Below are 17,193 nucleotides of genomic sequence, written 5' to 3'. Positions count from 1 at the left end.
TTATGTCCAACATTACAGTCAACATTAAGCGTCTCGACCCTACGATCGAGCTTCCCAAATACGCCCATCCCTCAGATGCCGGTTTGGACCTCCGTGCCAATGAGGACTGTACCCTTAAGCCCTTCGAGCGACGCTTGGTCTCTACCGGCCTTGCGATCGCGCTGCCCGATGGATACGCTGGCTTCGTTCAGCCTCGCAGTGGCCTGGCTATTAAGCAGGGTCTGTCTATAGTCAACACGCCCGGTCTTATAGACGCCCACTATCGAGGTGAGCTTAAAGTCATCCTTATCAACCTGGATCCATCCAATGAAATCCAGATCAACAAGGGTGACCGAATCGCTCAACTCGTGATCCAAGAAGTTCCCACGGTCAATCTCGTGGAGGTAGACGAACTAGACGAAACCGACCGAGGAGCCGGCGGTTTCGGTTCTAGCGGCGTCGCTTAGTCGTTTACGTACTGTCCGCTGACCGGCCCGACCCGCCTATATATCATCCCATGCTCAAACATTCTCGCGGGGGCGCTCGTATCCCTCCCGCCCGCCTCTCACACATATCATTCCATGCTCAAACATTCTCGCTTCGCTTCGCTCGCTGCGAAACTGCGCGTGGAACGATATGTGTGAGAGGCGGGCGGGCGGCTACTCGCTTGAAAAATATTTACATTCTAGTAAGCCAATGCGACAAAGGAACAGTCCCTTTGTCGCATTGGCTTACTACATTTGAATTTTCCGGTTTCGCCTTTGCAGATTCTAATGGTGGGGAATCTGGCATAGCTGCTAGCACGTAAACGTAGCTGCTCGGCGGGAGCCGCCCATATATCGTTCCACGCGCAGTTTCGCAGCGCAGCGAGAATGTTTGAGCATGGAATGATATATGGGCGGCTCCCGCCGAGCAGCGGACGTTAAGACGCTAGCGGATGTGCGCAGGCTTATCGCCCCAGTAGAAGCGGCAGAAGGCTCGTTTGCGCTTTTGGGGCTTGCCTGCAAGTTCCATAGTTGCGATGGCGATGTCCTCGGCCGCGTGTGGACGGCGTAGCACTTCGCCATTGATGAGCAGTGCCTTGAGCGACTCGGGATGATCGTGGAGATGGCGCAGCGTCACGATGAGCTCGCGTGCGGTGGTGACATGCATGCTGGCGCCCAAGTCGGTGAGCATGGTGGTGTTGGCCTTTTCCTGGCCATAGGACTTGCCCAGCAGAATCATCGGCAGGTGTGCACACAGGCATTCGGTAACAGTGAGTCCGCCCGATTTGAGAATTGCCAGATCGCAGCCGTGCATAAGCGCTGCCATGTCATCGACATAGTCAAGGACCGTGACGTTTTCGAGTTTCATGGCTTCGAAGAGCGTTTTCAGGCGCGTGGCGTATTCCGTGTCCTTGCCCGGCAAAAAGACAAAGTGCATGTCCTCGAAGCTACGGAGGAAGGGGAGGGTGTGGTCCATCGCCGCGCGAAAGCGAACGTACGGTTGAGGCAAACTGGCGCCGGCCATTACCAGCACAATGGTCTTGTCGATAGGGAGATTGAACTTCTCGAGTTCTTCCTCACGATTGTAATCCGTGTCAAATCCAGTGCGAATAGGGATGCCCGTAATGCGTATCTTTGCCTCGGGAACCTTGCGTGGGCGGAGCGTCTCGGCCATAAACTCGTTTGCCACGCAGAATAAGTCAGTGTCCTTATGGGGCCACCAGCCCTCGACCTCGTAATCGGTCGGCACGCAAATGACGGGATAGTCGATGCCCGTAATGACGCGCGCACCAACCGCAACGTTGGCTGCCGTGATATGTGTGGCGACCACGGCAATAGGCCTACGAGTGCGAACGTATTCGTTAAATGCGGGAAACATAATGCGCGACCATGCCGTGCCGCCGCCCCAAAGCAGGTGTCCGGTAAGGGTATATCGCCAGGTCAAGTCATAAATTGGGCGTGTGGCGCCGGTAAACGATGCGGCCGTTTTGTTGCCGTCGAATTTTATGCGTCCAAAATCGAGGATATCCAAGACCTCAATCTCGACATCCTGCGGTATGCCCTTGGTGCCGCGTATAAGCTCGAATGCTTGTGCGATAGCGTTTGCTGCCGCTTTGTGTCCCGAACCAACCGATGCGTGGACAATGGTCACTAAGGGCTTTTGTCCGGGTGACAGCTTCAATTGTTCCGATTGAGGGGCGCTTTGCGTGGGCAGGGGAGCGTCATTGCCCATCTGCGTTTGATCCATCGATAACTCCCCTTCATCGTTGTTTCGCAAAGAATCATTGTAGTGCATGACTGTCATGTTCTCCTAAATTTGGGTATGAGCGCAAAGAACGCCAATGTTTCGATGAGAGGACACTCCATGACTACCAATCAGCCGATCGATGTTGCGATTATCGGCGGCGGCCCAGCGGGCTATGCTGCAGCCATTTATGCGTCGCGCTCCAACCTAACGACGACCGTGATTGAGCAAGGCATGTCGGGAGGACAGATCGCCACAACCAATGAGGTCGAAAACTATCCGGGCATTCCGCTCTTGAGCGGTGCCGAACTCGGCGAGCGTTTTCAGCAGCATGCAGAGGGCCTGGGTGCGCAGGTCGTATGGAGCATGGTGACTGGTATCGATTACGATGCGGATGCGGCGCTGTTTACGGTGCATCACGATACGGGCGACACGGTGGCCTCAAGCGTTATTGCTTGCATGGGTGCCACGCCGCGATCTGCTGGTTTTGTTGGCGAGGATACGTATCGCGGTCGCGGCGTTTCGTATTGCGCCACGTGCGACGGCATGTTCTTTCGTGGCAAACAGGTCTTTGTCATTGGCGGCGGTAATGCTGCCTGCGAGGAAGCCCTGTTCTTATCAGAAATTGCCAGCAGCGTGACCATCGTCTTGCGCCGCGATCAGTTCCGTGCTCCCGATGGCGTGGTTCAAAAGGTGCTCTCTAAAGATAATATTTCTGTTAGGTACCAAACTAGTATTGTGGAGCTATCGGGCGAGGCCATGCCTACAACTATCACGTTTAAGGACAACGCCACTGGTGATACCTATTCCGAGTCCTTCGATCCTGGCTCGTTTGGCATCTTTGTCTTTGCCGGAACACAGCCCCATACTGAGCTTGTACAGCATCTGGTGGATCTGGCGCCTGACGGCGGTATCGTTACCGACGACTCGATGGCCACGCGCACGCCGGGCTTGTTTGCTGCCGGCGATATCCGTTCCAAGCGTTTACGCCAGGTTGTGACTGCCGTTTCGGACGGAGCCATAGCGGCTACCAGCGCATACGCCTTCTTACGAGGATAAGTACGATAATATATCTTATGTAAGGTTGCTATCTTTATACAAAGTGGTTGGACGGTGCGTCAATGTGCTGTCCAACCACTTTTACTTAGCGGCTATGTGGTATGCAAAACTAGATAATCTAGAATACAATATAGAAAACGAACGGAGGTCTCTTATGAACCACGTCAAACATGTTATCCCGATGTCCGATACATCGGTCAGCATTAAGCCGGAGGATATTCAGCCGACGGTGCTGCCGGATGCATTTATTCAGTCCGATATGGTGGGTAAACTCAATGCGCTGAGCCTGCCACGCTATGACCAGCTGCCCAACGTAACGCTCTATCGCGATCAGGTTATTGAATATGTTGCACTGTGGATGGAGCCGCTTTCAATTTGCGTAGAGCAGCCCGTTATCACGCCTTCGATGATTAATAACTACGTGAAAGTCGGCCTCGTTCCTGCTCCGGTTAAAAAGCAGTATGGCCGTGAGCAGATTGCGCGTCTCATCGCCATTTGTATCTTTAAGCAGGTGCTGCCCATCGCTGCGGTTCAGGCGCTCTTTAATATTCAGCGCTTGAGCTACGACGCTCCGACGGCTTTCGATTATGTAGTCGATCAACTTGAGGCATCGATTCGTGCGGCTTTTTCTCTTGAGCAGACTCCCGTGCCCGATACCGCACATCAGGTTACGCGCGAATCGCTGCTCGTACGCAGTGCGGTATCGTCTTTTGTATCGAAGGCGTACCTGATGAGCTACCTCAAGTTCAATGGGTTTAATAGCTAGGCGACGTATAACGCGGGCGGGATAAAGAGCCATCAGTCACTTTGTCCCGCCCGCGTTTTTGCTTGGTTGAGCTTTATCGGCCCGAAGCCATGCCCATGCCGTAGCCGATGATGAGACCATGCATCTCGGCGTAATAGGAATCTAGGCCGTTGCAGGGCATGATGATAGTCTTGGAGCCCGGCCAGTGCTCCACAATGCGGTCGGCAAGCGCCTGGGCTCCAGCTTCGTTCTCAACGTGATCGATGATGACCTCGCCGCCCGTGAAACCCTCGGCCTCCATGGTGTCGACAATCTTGGTGAGCATCTTCTTTTCGCCACGCGTATGCCCAACGAGTTCAATTTCGCCCGCTTCGCTCGCCGTGCCCAAAATGCGGATGTTGAGCTTGTTGGCAATAACACCGGCCGCCTTGGGGATACGTCCGGCCTTCGCAAGGTTTTCGTAATTGCATAAACTAAAGAGGATCTTGCTGTTCTGCTCCAAGCTATCGAAGTAGGCGCAGGCTTCCTCAAAGGAGGCATCCGGTTTACTTGCAAGATAACGATCAAACAGTAAGAAGATCAGGTCCATCTTGCCGCCTGCTGCGCGCGAATTAACCAGGTGAATCTTACGATTGGGCTCTTCGGCAAGCACCATGTCACGCGCAGTGGTCGCGGCATTGTAGCTACCCGAGACGCCCTCGGAGATGGGCATGCAGATCGTCTTGTCGGCGAGCTTAAAGAGCTCAGCCCACTCCCCTACGCTTGGGCAGGAGCTCGATGATGCGCTGGATGCCGATTGAATGGCAACATTAAGCTCGTGAACATCGAGCGAGAGATCGTCGACAAATTCACGCTCCCCCACTCGGATCTTAAGGGGTGCAAATGCAAAGGTGGTATGAGGTGCGGTTGGTCGCCAATCGCGAAGATTGCAGCTCGAATCTGAGATGAGTGCCCAGCTCATTGAGGGTCCTTTCTAGTTGTTCCTCAACAATTATAGCTATCTTTTGGACAGATGCTGCGCATATCTAGTATTCAAAACTAGATTGTAGTTTACACACAAAATGAGCGGTCGAGATAAAACAATGGACCTCGCTCCCAAAGGATACGAGGTCCACTTTCGTTAGCTGAGTTAAAACACTTAATAGCGAACGAAAATATAATTGTTGTTCATGCCAGCGGCAACGGAGCTGATGATAACGCCCGTGCTGTAGTCGGAAGCATGGATCATCTGGCCGTTACCAATGTAGATGCCGGTGTGGTAAGAGTTAACAACGACGTCGCCCGGCTGAGGATCAGAAACACGGGGCCAACCCATGAAGGTGCCGGTAGTGCCCAGGCGGCAGTAGCGACCGGTGAGGCAGTAGCTTACAAAGCCGGAGCAGTCAAAGCTGTTCGGGCCAATACCGCCCCAGGAATAAGCGCAACCAAGCTTGCTATAGGCGCGAGAGACAACGCTGCCGCCGTCAACGGACTGGCTCGGCGCGGAAGGGGCCGGTGCCGGGGCGGGCGTCGAGGGCTGCGGCGTGGGAGCAGGAGCGGGCGCGGGCGCAGGCGTGTTGCCGCCGCCGTTGTTGGTCGTACCGCCACCATTGTTGGTGTTCTCGGTCGTACCGGCGGTGTCGTTGCTCACCGTAGCCTTTTCGGCAGTGCTGGCATTTATGCCAGCCTGCAGCGCGGCGTTGGCCTCGGCCTCGGCGGCAAGCTCGGCCTGCAGCTGTGAATCCAGGGAGTTCACGACACTCTGGGCCTCAGCCTGCTGGGCATTGAGCTCGTCGACCTTCTTCTGCGTCGCGGCGACGTTCTTCTCCTGCTCGGCCTGCTTATCAGTGAGCTGCTGCTTAAGGTCCTTGACCTCCTGAATGGTCTGGGCCTGCTTGTCGGAGACCTTGCCGTAGTAGAACAAACGGTTGAGCATATCGCCCAGATCGTCGACGCCCGTCAGAACCTGAAGGAGACTCAGACCGCCGGTCTTGTACTCACCGGCAACGTAGGACGAAAGCTTTGCCTGACCCTCGGCAATCTCTTGCTGCTTTTGCGTGATCTCGCCTGCAGTCTGATCAAGCTCCTGCGTCTGAGCGGAGAGTTCTTCATGAATTTGCTGGGTTTGCGTACCGATCTGCTCGAGTTTGGTACGAGCGGCGGCAAGATCGGACGCGGTATCGGCATAGGCAGGAGCCGCGAGGCCCAAGCCCAAAACACAAGCGAGGGTTGCCGTAGCTGCGCAGCGTGCCATGTTTTTGTGCGTGTTTGCTGTGCGCATGGAGCTTCCTTTCCAGTATCTAAGGGTAGCGGCTAGTCCACCGTTACCAGGCTAAAGAGCTCAACGCCCTCGTTAGAAGGCGTGAGCTTCTTGCGCGGTTTAAGAAACGCAAGCTCAAGGATACAACCATAACCTACGAGCTTTGCGCCCATATCTCGCACTAGTTTACCTGTTGCCTCAACGGTTCCGCCTGTCGCGACCAAGTCGTCCAGAATCAACACGGTATCTTTAGAGCTGATGGCATCGACGTGAATCTCAATCGAATCGGTTCCATATTCGAGCTCGTATTCCTGGCTAACGGTCTTACGTGGCAGTTTTCCCGGTTTACGTGCAGGAACAAAGCCGGCGCCGAGTGCCACGGCAACAGGCACGCCTACCATAAAACCGCGAGCCTCGGGTCCTACAACCTTAGTGATGCCCATGCCGGAGAAATGCTCCGCTAGCGCGTCGACCATGGCTTTAAGTGCTTCGGGATTGCTAAAGAGCGGCGTGATGTCCTTAAAGACGACTCCGGGCTCGGGATAGTCGGGGATGTCGACGATGTGAGATTCGAAGTCGTACATGGTGTGACCTTTCATGGGAGGCTGGTTTGTAGAAGCGTTTATTTGTCCGCGCTGGCGGTGCCGGTGTGCGAGGGGGCGACAACCTTAAGCGGGTGCACGAGGGATTCCTCGCGCACGGGGACCGCGGAGGCAGATGCCTCTTCGCTTTTGGCCTTGGTTGATTCGGAGCGTGCGATCTCCTCATCGAGGGCATCGATATCGGCGTCCTCGACTACGGCGTTGAGTGACTCAAATACGCGGTTCTTGAGCAGCGCAGTATGCACGCCCTCGGTGAGGTCATGCAACTTCTTAAACGCGCGTTCGAGCTTGGCATCGCGTTCGTCATCGGAGGTGTCCATGCCAAGCATACTCACGAGCACTTGCTCGAACATCGAAGACTCGCGGTTGGCGGATGATACGTACTGACGAAGGTTTCGCGGCTCGATATGAAAGCGTGACAGCTCAGAACAGTAGCGGATAATCGGAAAATCGCGCCCGTCGACGAGCTCACGGTTCTGCGGACTCTTGATAATGCGAATAAGGTCGTTTTCGGCCAAGGAGCGAATAAACGAGATCTCGACGCCCAACATATCCGGAATGGTCTCGATGGGGTGCAGTTTCTGCTTGGTTTCCTTTGGTTCCGTCTTGAGCGGAACATCGGACAGCAGGCCCACCTCGTAGGCAAGCGTGGAGAGATCTGTAGCGTTTTCCAGGCGTTGCTTGATCACGTTGAGCGGCATGTAGCGAGTCTTCTGCAGGTGCAGAATGACCTCTAGACGGTCAACGTCCTCCTTGGAGTATTGGCGATACCCCTTAGGCGTACGATGAGGGGTGATGAGCCCCTCATCTTCTAGAAATCTAATTTTTGAGTTCGAAAGATCGGGGTATGCGCCTCGAAGTAAATTGACGACTTGGCCGATACTCAGATAGTTGCGTTCGGCCATGCCCTACTCACCGGTTTCGATGCGCTCCGGCGTGCTCTCGTGGTAGATGAGCGTGAACGTACCGATCTGGACGGAAGATCCGTCGTGCAGCGGGGCGGCATTGACGATAGCGCCGTCAACCCACGTGCCGTTGAGCGAGCCTAAGTCCTCGATGCGAGCGGCCAGTCCCTCGCGAATAATGCGTGCGTGGCTACGCGATACGGTCATGTCATTGAGGAAAATGCCGTTTGCCGGATCGCGGCCAATGGTGGTCACATCGTCCTCGAGTTCAAAGGCAGCACCGGTCTGCGGCCCCTTGACAATAGACAGAACGGGGGCAGTGATGCGAACGTTCGCCATAAGATCGGGAACGGTAACGTCGCTCGAAGGCACACGGAAGACGCAGGTTGCGTCGGCAGTCTTATCGTTTTGAGGCATATTGTTAACCATGTTGTCCATGACAACCCCTAACTTAACGCGGACATGCCGCAAAGAATGAACTGTACGTAATAATACCCCAATGGCTTAGTCTTCGATTTCGGGGTTAAGAAAGTCGACGTCTTCGTCCTCTGGATGCGCAACAGCCTGTTTAATGGCCGCTCCACCCTTAATGGAATAGATGACAGCGGTGAGCATGGAGAAGATGACGCCGCCATACACAAAGAAGATGCCGAGCGGTACCGAGCTGCCGTTGAGGCCCGGGAAGGCCGTGAACGTGGCGGGCAGCAGATGCCAGCCATCCACGGTGGGAAAGCCCAGCAGCATGAGCGAGAAGCCGGTCATGAGCAGCGCCGTGGCAATCTTGCCGGGAAACACTACGTCGATGGGGCGGCGGTGGTAGTGGCGCACGATGAGCGTGCCGATGCCCAGGTAGATATCGCGACCGATGATGAGCACGCAGACCCAGATGGGAAGCTCGCCGCGAACCACGAGACCTAAAACGCCTGTAAATAGCAGCGCACGGTCGCAGATGGGATCCATAACCTTGCCGAGCCACGAGACCGTTTTAGTCATACGGGCAATCTGACCGTCCATCCAGTCGGTGGAGGCCGCGATGGCATAGATGACAATGGCGACGACACGGTTGTTGTCCGTCACAAACAGGTACAGGAAGACCAGCGTGAGGACCAGGCGCGTGAAGGTAATGAAATTGGAGATCGTGAAAATCTTATTCGACGGGTAATCGGAGGTGCCGATAAGCTCCTTTTTGATCTTCTTTTTGATGCCCACAGGACTCCCCCGCTGGTAAACGACAAAACTCTCGATACTATACCCGTTCTGGCGATGTCTATCCAGCGCGAGCATAGAGAGTCCAGACATGTGGAGGACGCTGCTGGGTGCAACGAGGACTCTCGCGCCGTTGCTTTAACAAAAAACTCTCACAGGAAGTAGCCGCGAGGGCTATGTTGGTAGTTGCAGCTACAGTTATTGTTGAGGGTGAGCAGCGCGTCGCGCACGCCGTAGAGGTAGCCGCTGATGAGCGCCCAGCGCACGCGCTCGTCGAGCACCGGCGCAGAATAGCGATGCATCCCTTTGTACATGGGCACACAAGGGGATACAGCAAAGGCGACCGGAGGTCGCAATGCCCTCCTGGTGAATAGCTACCAAGGTGGGTAAAACCACATCGAACGCCGCTCACGCCAGGGCGGCGTTCGCCTTTTGGTTCCACCCGCCAGCACCTCCCCTCTTGATACTGCAAGGGTTTCATTGTGGTGATAGACCGACACCGTTCATCGTTGTTTCGGGCTCGTTCGCAAAGTCGTGAACGCACTCCCCTCTTGTTCAGCGCATAATGGCGCACCGTATGCGGCTGAGCGGCCGCACGCTAAAGGAGAGGTGCCCGCATGGGCATCGAGAGAGAGGATGCAGTATGAACCTGAGGGAAAAGTACGGTGAGTGGGGCCTGATCCTGGGCGCGACCGAGGGCGTCGGCAAGGCGTTCTGCGAGAAGATCGCCGCCGGCGGCATGAATGTCGTCATGGTCGGCCGTCGCGAGGAGAAGCTGAACGTGCTCGCCGGCGAGATCCGTGAGACCTACGGCGTGGAGACCAAGGTCGTGCGCGCCGACTTTAGCCAGCCCGACGCTGCCGAGACCGTCTTCGCCGCGACCGAGGGCCTGGACATGGGCTTCATGAGCTACGTGGCCTGCCTGCACAGCTTCGGCAAGATCCAGGACACTCCCTGGGAGAAGCACGAGGCCATGATCAACGTCAACGTCGTGACCTTCCTCAAGTGCTTCCACCACTACATGCGGATCTTTGCCGCCCAGGACCGCGGCGCCGTGATCAACGTCTCGTCGATGACCGGCATCAGCTCCAGCCCCTGGAACGGCCAGTACGGCGCGGGCAAGGCCTTCATCCTCAAGATGACCGAGGCCGTGGCCTGCGAGTGCGAGGGCACCGGTGTCGACGTCGAGGTCATCACCCTCGGCACCACCCTAACCCCCAGCCTGCTGTCCAACCTCCCCGGCGGCCCGCAGGGCGAGGCCGTCATGAAGATCGCCCTCACCCCCGAGGAGTGCGTCGACGAGGCCTTTGAGAAGCTGGGTAAGGAGCTCTCCGTCATCGCCGGCCAGCGCAACAAGGACTCCGTCCACGACTGGAAGGCCAACCACACCGAGGACGAGTACATCCGCTACATGGGCTCGTTCTACCGCGACTAGCAGCTGCCGCGGCGCGTGCGCGAGGGCGCGTGCGGGTTCGCAGGTAGAGATGCGAGTGCGAGGGTTTCTTTGCGGGGGCGTGCGGATGCGGCGCCCGCAAAGAAACCCTCTTTTCATGGGTGGGCGCGACGGCACCTCGGCGCTCACCGTCTAGGGCGACCTGCCCGGCTCCCCCGCGATCTCCCTGCACGGGACCCTGCGCTCCGGCATCCTCTGGACCGTGTCCCGCTCGTGCCTAGTGGGCCGGCCGATCCGGCCCTCAGGGTATCGGATTCCCGCATTCATCCGTACATGTTCGTGTGAATGCGGGAGGTGTTCGGATGAGGTTGATATTCAAGGTGTAGACCGTTTTCTTGGTACTCCTCAAATGCGGCAGGGTTTTTCGAGTTTGTAGATGCTAATATAACCCTGCTCTCGAAAGAGGGCTCAGTCCCGGCTGGTAAACCTGACGTTTGGCGTGGTGTGCGTGACACGCATAGCGGGCATGGCCGCGATAGAATTTTCCATGCGGAGGGGTTCGACCCCACAGCGCCCCGAGGGTTTCGGGGGGCGAACTGGCAGGCAGGGAACCGGGGTGCAGGCTGTCCAGAAGGAGGGGTGTAATGCCTCTTCTTCTTTTTTGCCACATCAATCTTCTGGCTTGATAGGTTTTTCGTGCGTGTGATTGGGTTGCGGAAGGGATTGGCATGAGAGTTGCGGAAATTGCGGAAAGGGTCGGTTGCGATCCTGAGTCTGCGTATTCGAAATTCGCCGACACACGTGAAGGCACACGCTTTCACAACATGCAGTGGCCCACTTTCGTCACTGACGAAAACTATCGCTTGTTTTGCAAGGCGCTGGCAGATTATGCCAACTCAGAGGAAGGCCCCCAAAGCAACGGCCGCCATGAATTGTTCCTGAGCGTGCACGAGCTGTTCGAAAAGGGCAACGAGATCGGCGGCGCCCCAAAAAAGCGCCACTACAACCTGGACAAGTCGTTCATAGGCACGGACGAGGCAAATCTCATGCTGCTCAAAGCGGCGCATAAGGGAATGACCCAGCAAGCGATCGCCGCGTACCTGGGCTGCTCGCGCACGGCGGTGCAAAAGCGCCTGAGCGCCCTGGCAGACGGCGTGCGTTTTGGCGACTCCTACATCAAGGCCGAGCCGACAAGCCGCGGCGGCCTGAAGTCGACGGCCCACCCGATCTTTCTGCCGCTGCGATTGCATGAGGTGTACCTGATGCTGTCGGCATTAGGCGAGTTTCGAGCGGAACGGTCAGGCGGGGACCCAGAGCGCGTCGTGGCAGATGATCTCGCGCGCAGAATCTATTACCAGCTGAGCGACTACGCCAAGGGCGGAATCGACAAAGCGTTGGATGAGCGAGGGGTTCGCCGCGGTGGGCAAAGGCCCGACTTCGACTCAAGCGAGGTGTCCGTTTTAGATCGCATTGTCATGTACGAGAAGATGGGCCTCGACCTTAAAGTCGTGCTTGTAAATGGAGATGAGCTCGTCGGCCGCTACGCGCGCCACGCCGATCTTCAGAAATGCGTAAACGCCGCCGAAATAAGCAAAGACGGCAGCTATATCGTGTTTAAACTTTTGGATGGCAGATACTGGGCGGTCGACGATTCTCAATTATTTAGCGTGGTGGCCGCATCCGGGAATTAAGTTGCGGCCAAGCCCCTCGCCCGCCCTCCCAGGCGGTGCTGCTGCGGCCGATTTCATGTTTGCTTACAAGCAAAACAGCCGCCCACCCATTCAGAAGGGTTGTACTAGTTTTTATCGTTTCGATTTTTTACGAGCACACGAAAAGTTGCGTTTAGAAAAACGAGTATCGTTGCTCCTAATGCGACTAACATCCGAGGTCAGGCAATTATAGTTCTGCCTCTGGACCCAACAACAGACACATGGTAAAGGGGTCCCCGCTTATCGAGAGGACCCCTTTCTTTTTGTAGATAAGATTATGTCTGAATCAGGAGAAGAGCATCTTGATGATTTGCTCTTTGGAATACTTCCCGGTGTCGATCTCGCCCTCATAGGGGTCCATGTAGCCGTGGAGCCAGATTTCCAGCTCGCGGTCCTCGGCTTTGCTCTCGCCGAGCTCAATCAGCTCTTCGACGGACATGTCGGCACGGTCGCGCTTAGCATCCTTGCCCGCGAGCTCCCAGCCGAGCTGCAGGGCGCACTTCTCGTGCAGGCTGAGGTCATCCATCCCGATCTCCCCGAGGTCGAGCGGGGACGACCACTTGCGGTACGGGATCGACCCGTACTGGAGAATGACGTTTAAGACCTCGATCGGGTCATAGACCTCGCGGAGGTCGCAGTACTGGAAGAGGACGTCGCAGTCGATTTCGGGATTGTTCATGACCGCCGCGGCGAGCAGATTGGCTTCCTCGATGGTGTAGGCCTCGCCGAGGGGGAGCCACTCGAACGGCACGAATCGGCCGATGTACTCCCATGCGCGGAGTCGGAGGGACTCCGTCTCGACTCCCTCGCGCCCGGCCTCGCTTGCGAGCGCGTCCGCCAGCGCGGCGGGTTCCAGAGGCAGGTGGATCTCGGCGCCGACGCTCGGGTCGTTTCGGTAGGTCTCGAAAGACGCGCCCTCGGCGGCTGTCACCCAGATGACGATGGCGGATTCGTCGGTATTCTCGTTTTGCTTCATTTAGATTACCCTTTTCTCGATAGTTTCGTCGGTTAAGAGTCTATCGCTGTCCGAACCGGTCGTCTAGATCTCGGGGAGGGAAAGATGGGAAAACTGAGCCATGATGAGTTCCTTGCGCGGCTGCGCTATCACAACTCGCACTACGCCGACGGCGAGTTCGACGTGCTCGGCGAATACGCCGGCATCAGTGCTCCCCTTCGGTGTCGCTGCCTGGTATGCGGTAACGTCTGGGTCGGCAACCCCGACTCGATGCTGCGCCGGAACTCGCGATGCCCCAAATGCGCCCGGGTGGCGGCTGGCAAATCCTCGGGGAAATCGAGGACGTTGACGCATGAGGCGTTCGTCGGCCGTGCGGCCGATGCCTGCCCGGATATCGAAATCGTCGGTAAATATATGGGCGCCAACACGAGACTGACCGTCCGCTGCCGTACCTGCGGATACTCTTGGGATGCATTTCCGGCCACGATCCTGCGCTCTTGTTCCTGTCCCTGCTGCTCCAACCGCGTCGCAGTGAAGGGAATCAACGACCTCGCGACCACGCATCCGAAAATCGCGGCGGAGTGGGATTGCGAACGCAACGGGGAGCTGAGGCCCACCGACGTCGTGGCGGGCTCCTCCAAAAGGGTCTGGTGGCGATGCCCCGAGGGTCATGAGTGGCAGGCCATCGTATACAGGAGGAAGGCGGGCGGCGGCAGCTGTCCCGTCTGTGGAAAGTAAGGGGGAGGGTCCAAGCCCTCCCCTATCTTTAGCTATAGGTCGTAGACCTCGACCATCGCCTCGCCGATGCGGTGCGGGACGCCCGTGACGAGGGCGTTGCCCATGCAGAAGGCCCGGTGACCGTCGGTCATGCCCGTGTCGGTCCAGCCCTTGGGGAATCCCTGCAACTGGTCGAGCTCGTCGGGCACCAGGCGGCGGAAGCGTCCGTCGGGGCACTCTATGACGTGCTTGAAGCGGCTCGCGCCGGTGCCGCCCTCGCCGGTGAGGATCGTGCGGCTCGGCTTCTCGATGGAATCGGGGAAGCTCATGGCGCCCTCGGAGTAAGTGTAGGTGAAGCCCGTCTTCTTGTTGGTGCGTTCCTCGCGTTTGGCGCCCTTGAGGTATCGCCAGTCGGGCAGCTTCTCGTCGGCGATGTAGAACTGCTCGGGGACGTCCGATTCGTCTATCAGCACGTCTCGCAGCACGCGGCGCTCGCCGCGGTAGTCCTCGGCGAAGTCGCAGGTGAGGACATGGCAGCCCTGCATCACGCCGGCGTTCTTGAACTGCGAGACCTTCTGGCCGACGCCGAAGCGGGTCGAGTTCTCGTAGGGGTCGGGCAGGACATCGAGTTCTGCCATCTCGTCAGGGTAGACGGCGGGGAACGCCTTGGCCATGACGCCGCGGCGCATGCGGTCGGCCAGGTCGGTATCGCCCGCGTCCTTCTCGCAGAAGATGTAGACGCGCTTGCGGCGCTGCGGGAAGCCGTATTCGGCGGAGTTGACCACGCGCCACTCGACTGTGTAGCCGAGGTCGGCGAGGCAGCTCAGGATGATGGCGAAGTCGCGCCCGCGCTGGGACGCGGGGGACTTGAGCAAGCGGTCGACGTTCTCGAACAGGCCGAATCGGGGTTTCTTCATCTCGAGGAAGCGGTAGATGTCCCACCAAAGGACGCCCTTCTTGCCCTCGATGCCGTGTGCCTGGTTGAGGGGACGCGCAACGGAGTAGTCTTGGCATGGAAAGCCGCCGACGACCATGTCGACGTCGGGGATCTGGGTCTCCCCCGCCTCAGCCTTGTCCAGTACCCTGTTGATGTCCTCATTCACCACGGAGCTCTCGCCGAAGCGCTCGGCGTAGCATCGGGCGGCGAACTGCCTAGACTCGGTTCCTGGCGGCTCCCACTGGTTCGCCCAGACGGTGGTGAAGGGGCCTGCCGGCTTCATATAGAACTCGGGATGGTTGGGGTCTGCATAGCCCTCTAGGCCAAGGCGGAACCCGCCGACGCCCGCGAAGAGCTCGGCGATCTTGATTTCAGACACGTTTCTCCAATCGCTGCTGTGTCCGTTCTTGTGAGATCGATGATAACCGATCTCGCGGACAAGATCAAGGGGAGCGGCTAGAGGGCGATTGCCGCAGCGGCAAAACAGTTGGAGCGCAATCGACGTTCGATAAGTTGAATGAGCTGGTAAACACTTCTGAAAGGAATGCTTTATGCCAAAGATGTGTACTGCCGCTCGGGCGCTCGGACTTGCTAGCCTGTTCGCGGTGGCCGTGGTCGGAGCTTTAGGACGCAATCATGCTATGAATGGGACCGACAGCGGTTCAGATTCGACCGCCGGCAAGATGAACTACTCAATCACCGGTATCGAGGTACTTGATGCTGTTCCTGGTCCTGGTTTCGGCAAAGTCGCCGTCATTCGATGGCATGCCATCAACAACAGCGTTGAAGACATTTACGCCGTCCCTCACCTCAAGGTTTACCAAAACAAGCAGGTACTCCATCCAGGTGCCGCGGGCAATAGGATCTTTTTATCCGAAAAAACGGAGCTTGCGCCGGGCGGGCAGGCCTTTGGGTCGTCAATCTACAGGATTAACGATATGTCTCCGATCACGGTAAAAATCAGCGACCCCCATGGCGAATCAAATGAGTTAAATGAAAGTTTCTATCTGGAGCGATAGAACTCAGATACAAGGCGTCACGTCGAGTCGTTCGGCCAATTCCTTACCCTTGACCCATACGTTCTGGCGGTACATCCTCACACCGTTGACCTCTACAGGCTTGTCGTTCGCATCGGTACCAGTGCCGCGGACGAACAGGACGCCGTCACGGCTCTTCGGCCAGTTGGGTGCCGTCATGGGTATCCCCGTCTTGGGCGTCACGCGAGGTGTGCCGTCCCTCTTCAGGATGGGAGCATCTATAAGTGAATCGCTGAAGATGAGGTCGCGCATGCCGTCCCAGAGCGCCCTGGCGGCATCGAGGTAGATTCCGAGCCAAAGGGTCTTGAAGCCCATGAGGCGGCACTGGCGCAGCGGACAGTCGCGGTACTGTTCCTCGAGCACGGCGACGACCATGGTGGAGTCGATGAAGGGAGCCGCGAAAGCGGAGTCCTCGAACTCGACCGAGGGGTCGCACAGCTCGTCGAAGTCGATTGAGGGGTTCAGCTTCATGTCCTCGGTCCTGCCGCCCGTGGGCGTCAGCGTCATCGTCTTGAAGACGAGTCCGGCCTTGGCGAAGAGCGGCACCTGCGAGATCTTGCCGGCATGCCCCGTGAAGAGCCTGACCACGACCTGCTCGGCGAGGGACTTGTTCTCCTTGCCGGATTTCGCCTTGAGCGGTAAGTTGAGCGGCCCGGCGAGTTCTTCGAGTGTTTGGCCAGCATAGGTGTTTGAGATGCCGTGAAGATGTGCCCTGAGCGCCCCCATCGAGGACAGCCCGCCCTGGTCGGGAATCATCCTCATGCCGTCATCCAGCCGCTCGCGTGCCATCTGGGTGACGAGGGATGCCTTCAGGCGGAACCTCGGTCTGTTCGGCCACTTCGGCGAGGTATCGAGGTAGAGCAGTTGGGGATTGATGAGCGTGGAGAGGTTCGGCATCTCGGTATCGACATCGCCCTCGAGGGCGGTGCGGACGAATTCGCGCACTACCGTCCAATCCGCCTCCAGGCGACATCGGTCGACCTCGCGCCACGTGTGGAGGTCGTAGCCCTTGAACTCGAAGCCGGCGTACTCGACCGCCACTCCCCTGCCGGGACGCACGTAGAGATAGTAGACGACGAGCAAGCGCTCGGCCTTGTGCCAGAAGGCCGAGGTGGAGAAGCTCTCCGCGACGATGCCCTCGGGCGCCACGGCGGTGATGGACATGGGTTCCTTCGCCCGCCACCCGCCGCGGGCGCCCTCGACGAGCCCCGTCGCCTTGACCTCCCACGGCTGCCCGTCGATGAGGATATCGGGGCGGCGGTCGGAGTCGGCGGGGTAGCCCAGCACAGACTGCTCGATGATGGCACCGATCCTGCCCTTGTTGCGGGATGCCCCCGACGCGGCGAGGATACCGGCGGTATCGACCTCGGCCACGGTGCGGCCGACGATCGCGTTGAAGCGGCTGTGAATGTCCCGCTCGCTGAAGCTGTGGTTGCCCTTGGCCATGCTCTCCCCCTCCGTATCCCTTTCGCCCAAGGATA

General features: G+C 57.8%; 18 protein-coding genes. 7 read left to right on the top strand and 11 right to left on the bottom strand.

Going from position 1 to position 17,193, the window contains the following annotated elements; all coding sequences use genetic code 11:
- Positions 1-2: 2 nt before the first annotated feature.
- Positions 3-446: a dUTP diphosphatase gene (gene dut / locus ACTQ1E_RS04440; protein ID WP_441564992.1), complete on the top strand. Its 444-nt coding sequence runs from the start codon at positions 3-5 to the stop codon at positions 444-446.
- A 463-nt stretch (positions 447-909) separates the two neighbouring features.
- Here the strand turns inward: dut and ACTQ1E_RS04435 are convergent, their stop codons facing one another.
- Complete coding sequence (locus tag ACTQ1E_RS04435) at positions 910-2,211, bottom strand: MGDG synthase family glycosyltransferase (protein ID WP_441564990.1); 1,302 nt, start codon at positions 2,209-2,211, stop codon at positions 910-912.
- 117 nt (positions 2,212-2,328) lie between these two features.
- Here ACTQ1E_RS04435 and ACTQ1E_RS04430 point away from each other — a divergent pair, with 117 nt between their 5' ends.
- The gene (locus tag ACTQ1E_RS04430; protein WP_441063551.1) at positions 2,329-3,267 is read left to right on the top strand and encodes an NAD(P)/FAD-dependent oxidoreductase; all 939 of its coding nucleotides are present in this window, start codon (positions 2,329-2,331) and stop codon (positions 3,265-3,267) included.
- A 154-nt stretch (positions 3,268-3,421) separates the two neighbouring features.
- A complete protein-coding gene (locus ACTQ1E_RS04425; protein ID WP_427726793.1) occupies positions 3,422-4,033 on the top strand; it encodes a DUF1836 domain-containing protein in 612 nt (203 codons plus the stop codon).
- 73 nt (positions 4,034-4,106) lie between these two features.
- Here ACTQ1E_RS04425 and ACTQ1E_RS04420 read toward each other — a convergent pair whose 3' ends face one another.
- The 7 genes from ACTQ1E_RS04420 to ACTQ1E_RS04390 all read right to left on the bottom strand — a co-directional run bounded on the left by ACTQ1E_RS04420 (position 4,107) and on the right by ACTQ1E_RS04390 (position 9,266).
- A complete protein-coding gene (locus ACTQ1E_RS04420) occupies positions 4,107-4,973 on the bottom strand; it encodes a DegV family protein (protein WP_441564988.1) in 867 nt (288 codons plus the stop codon).
- Between the two features lie 177 nt (positions 4,974-5,150).
- On the bottom strand, positions 5,151-6,272 hold the full coding sequence (locus tag ACTQ1E_RS04415) for a coiled-coil domain-containing protein (protein WP_154516376.1): 1,122 nt from the start codon (positions 6,270-6,272) through the stop codon (positions 5,151-5,153).
- A 32-nt stretch (positions 6,273-6,304) separates the two neighbouring features.
- Positions 6,305-6,835: an adenine phosphoribosyltransferase gene (locus ACTQ1E_RS04410; protein WP_441564986.1), complete on the bottom strand. Its 531-nt coding sequence runs from the start codon at positions 6,833-6,835 to the stop codon at positions 6,305-6,307.
- A gap of 38 nt (positions 6,836-6,873) precedes the next feature.
- Entirely contained in the window at positions 6,874-7,758 is an 885-nt protein-coding gene (ftsR, locus tag ACTQ1E_RS04405; protein WP_441564984.1) for a transcriptional regulator FtsR, read from the bottom strand.
- 3 nt (positions 7,759-7,761) lie between these two features.
- The gene (locus ACTQ1E_RS04400; protein WP_195838557.1) at positions 7,762-8,196 is read right to left on the bottom strand and encodes an FHA domain-containing protein; all 435 of its coding nucleotides are present in this window, start codon (positions 8,194-8,196) and stop codon (positions 7,762-7,764) included.
- A 66-nt stretch (positions 8,197-8,262) separates the two neighbouring features.
- Complete coding sequence (locus ACTQ1E_RS04395) at positions 8,263-8,967, bottom strand: CDP-alcohol phosphatidyltransferase family protein (RefSeq protein ID WP_441031238.1); 705 nt, start codon at positions 8,965-8,967, stop codon at positions 8,263-8,265.
- Positions 8,968-9,116: 149 nt separating this feature from the next.
- Positions 9,117-9,266, bottom strand: a complete 150-nt coding sequence (locus ACTQ1E_RS04390; RefSeq protein WP_441015440.1) for a hypothetical protein — start codon at positions 9,264-9,266, stop codon at positions 9,117-9,119.
- 341 nt (positions 9,267-9,607) lie between these two features.
- On the opposite strand from ACTQ1E_RS04390, the gene ACTQ1E_RS04385 reads away from it, so the two are divergent.
- Together ACTQ1E_RS04385 and ACTQ1E_RS04380 are read left to right on the top strand one after the other, a co-directional pair.
- A complete protein-coding gene (locus tag ACTQ1E_RS04385; protein ID WP_154516391.1) occupies positions 9,608-10,399 on the top strand; it encodes a 7beta-hydroxysteroid dehydrogenase in 792 nt (263 codons plus the stop codon).
- A 686-nt stretch (positions 10,400-11,085) separates the two neighbouring features.
- A complete protein-coding gene (locus ACTQ1E_RS04380) occupies positions 11,086-12,048 on the top strand; it encodes a helix-turn-helix domain-containing protein (RefSeq protein WP_441564982.1) in 963 nt (320 codons plus the stop codon).
- Positions 12,049-12,352: 304 nt separating this feature from the next.
- On the opposite strand, the gene ACTQ1E_RS04375 is transcribed toward ACTQ1E_RS04380, so the two are convergent.
- The gene (locus ACTQ1E_RS04375) at positions 12,353-13,042 is read right to left on the bottom strand and encodes a hypothetical protein (RefSeq protein WP_441564980.1); all 690 of its coding nucleotides are present in this window, start codon (positions 13,040-13,042) and stop codon (positions 12,353-12,355) included.
- A gap of 84 nt (positions 13,043-13,126) precedes the next feature.
- Here ACTQ1E_RS04375 and ACTQ1E_RS04370 point away from each other — a divergent pair, with 84 nt between their 5' ends.
- Positions 13,127-13,759: a zinc-ribbon domain-containing protein gene (locus tag ACTQ1E_RS04370; protein WP_154516400.1), complete on the top strand. Its 633-nt coding sequence runs from the start codon at positions 13,127-13,129 to the stop codon at positions 13,757-13,759.
- A gap of 32 nt (positions 13,760-13,791) precedes the next feature.
- On the opposite strand, the gene dcm is transcribed toward ACTQ1E_RS04370, so the two are convergent.
- A complete protein-coding gene (gene dcm / locus ACTQ1E_RS04365) occupies positions 13,792-15,054 on the bottom strand; it encodes a DNA (cytosine-5-)-methyltransferase (RefSeq protein WP_441564978.1) in 1,263 nt (420 codons plus the stop codon).
- A gap of 172 nt (positions 15,055-15,226) precedes the next feature.
- Here dcm and ACTQ1E_RS04360 point away from each other — a divergent pair, with 172 nt between their 5' ends.
- Positions 15,227-15,694: a DUF5067 domain-containing protein gene (locus ACTQ1E_RS04360; RefSeq protein ID WP_154516403.1), complete on the top strand. Its 468-nt coding sequence runs from the start codon at positions 15,227-15,229 to the stop codon at positions 15,692-15,694.
- A 3-nt stretch (positions 15,695-15,697) separates the two neighbouring features.
- Here ACTQ1E_RS04360 and ACTQ1E_RS04355 read toward each other — a convergent pair whose 3' ends face one another.
- On the bottom strand, positions 15,698-17,188 hold the full coding sequence (locus ACTQ1E_RS04355; protein ID WP_441564975.1) for a MutH/Sau3AI family endonuclease: 1,491 nt from the start codon (positions 17,186-17,188) through the stop codon (positions 15,698-15,700).
- Positions 17,189-17,193 lie beyond the last annotated feature (5 nt).

Origin of the sequence: Collinsella sp. LCP21S3_C7 (assembly GCF_052118485.1) — a bacterium.
Classification (GTDB): Bacteria; Actinomycetota; Coriobacteriia; order Coriobacteriales; family Coriobacteriaceae; genus Collinsella.
The sequence above is the reverse complement of the archived record's forward strand: the minus strand, read 5'-3'. Positions and strand labels throughout refer to the sequence as shown.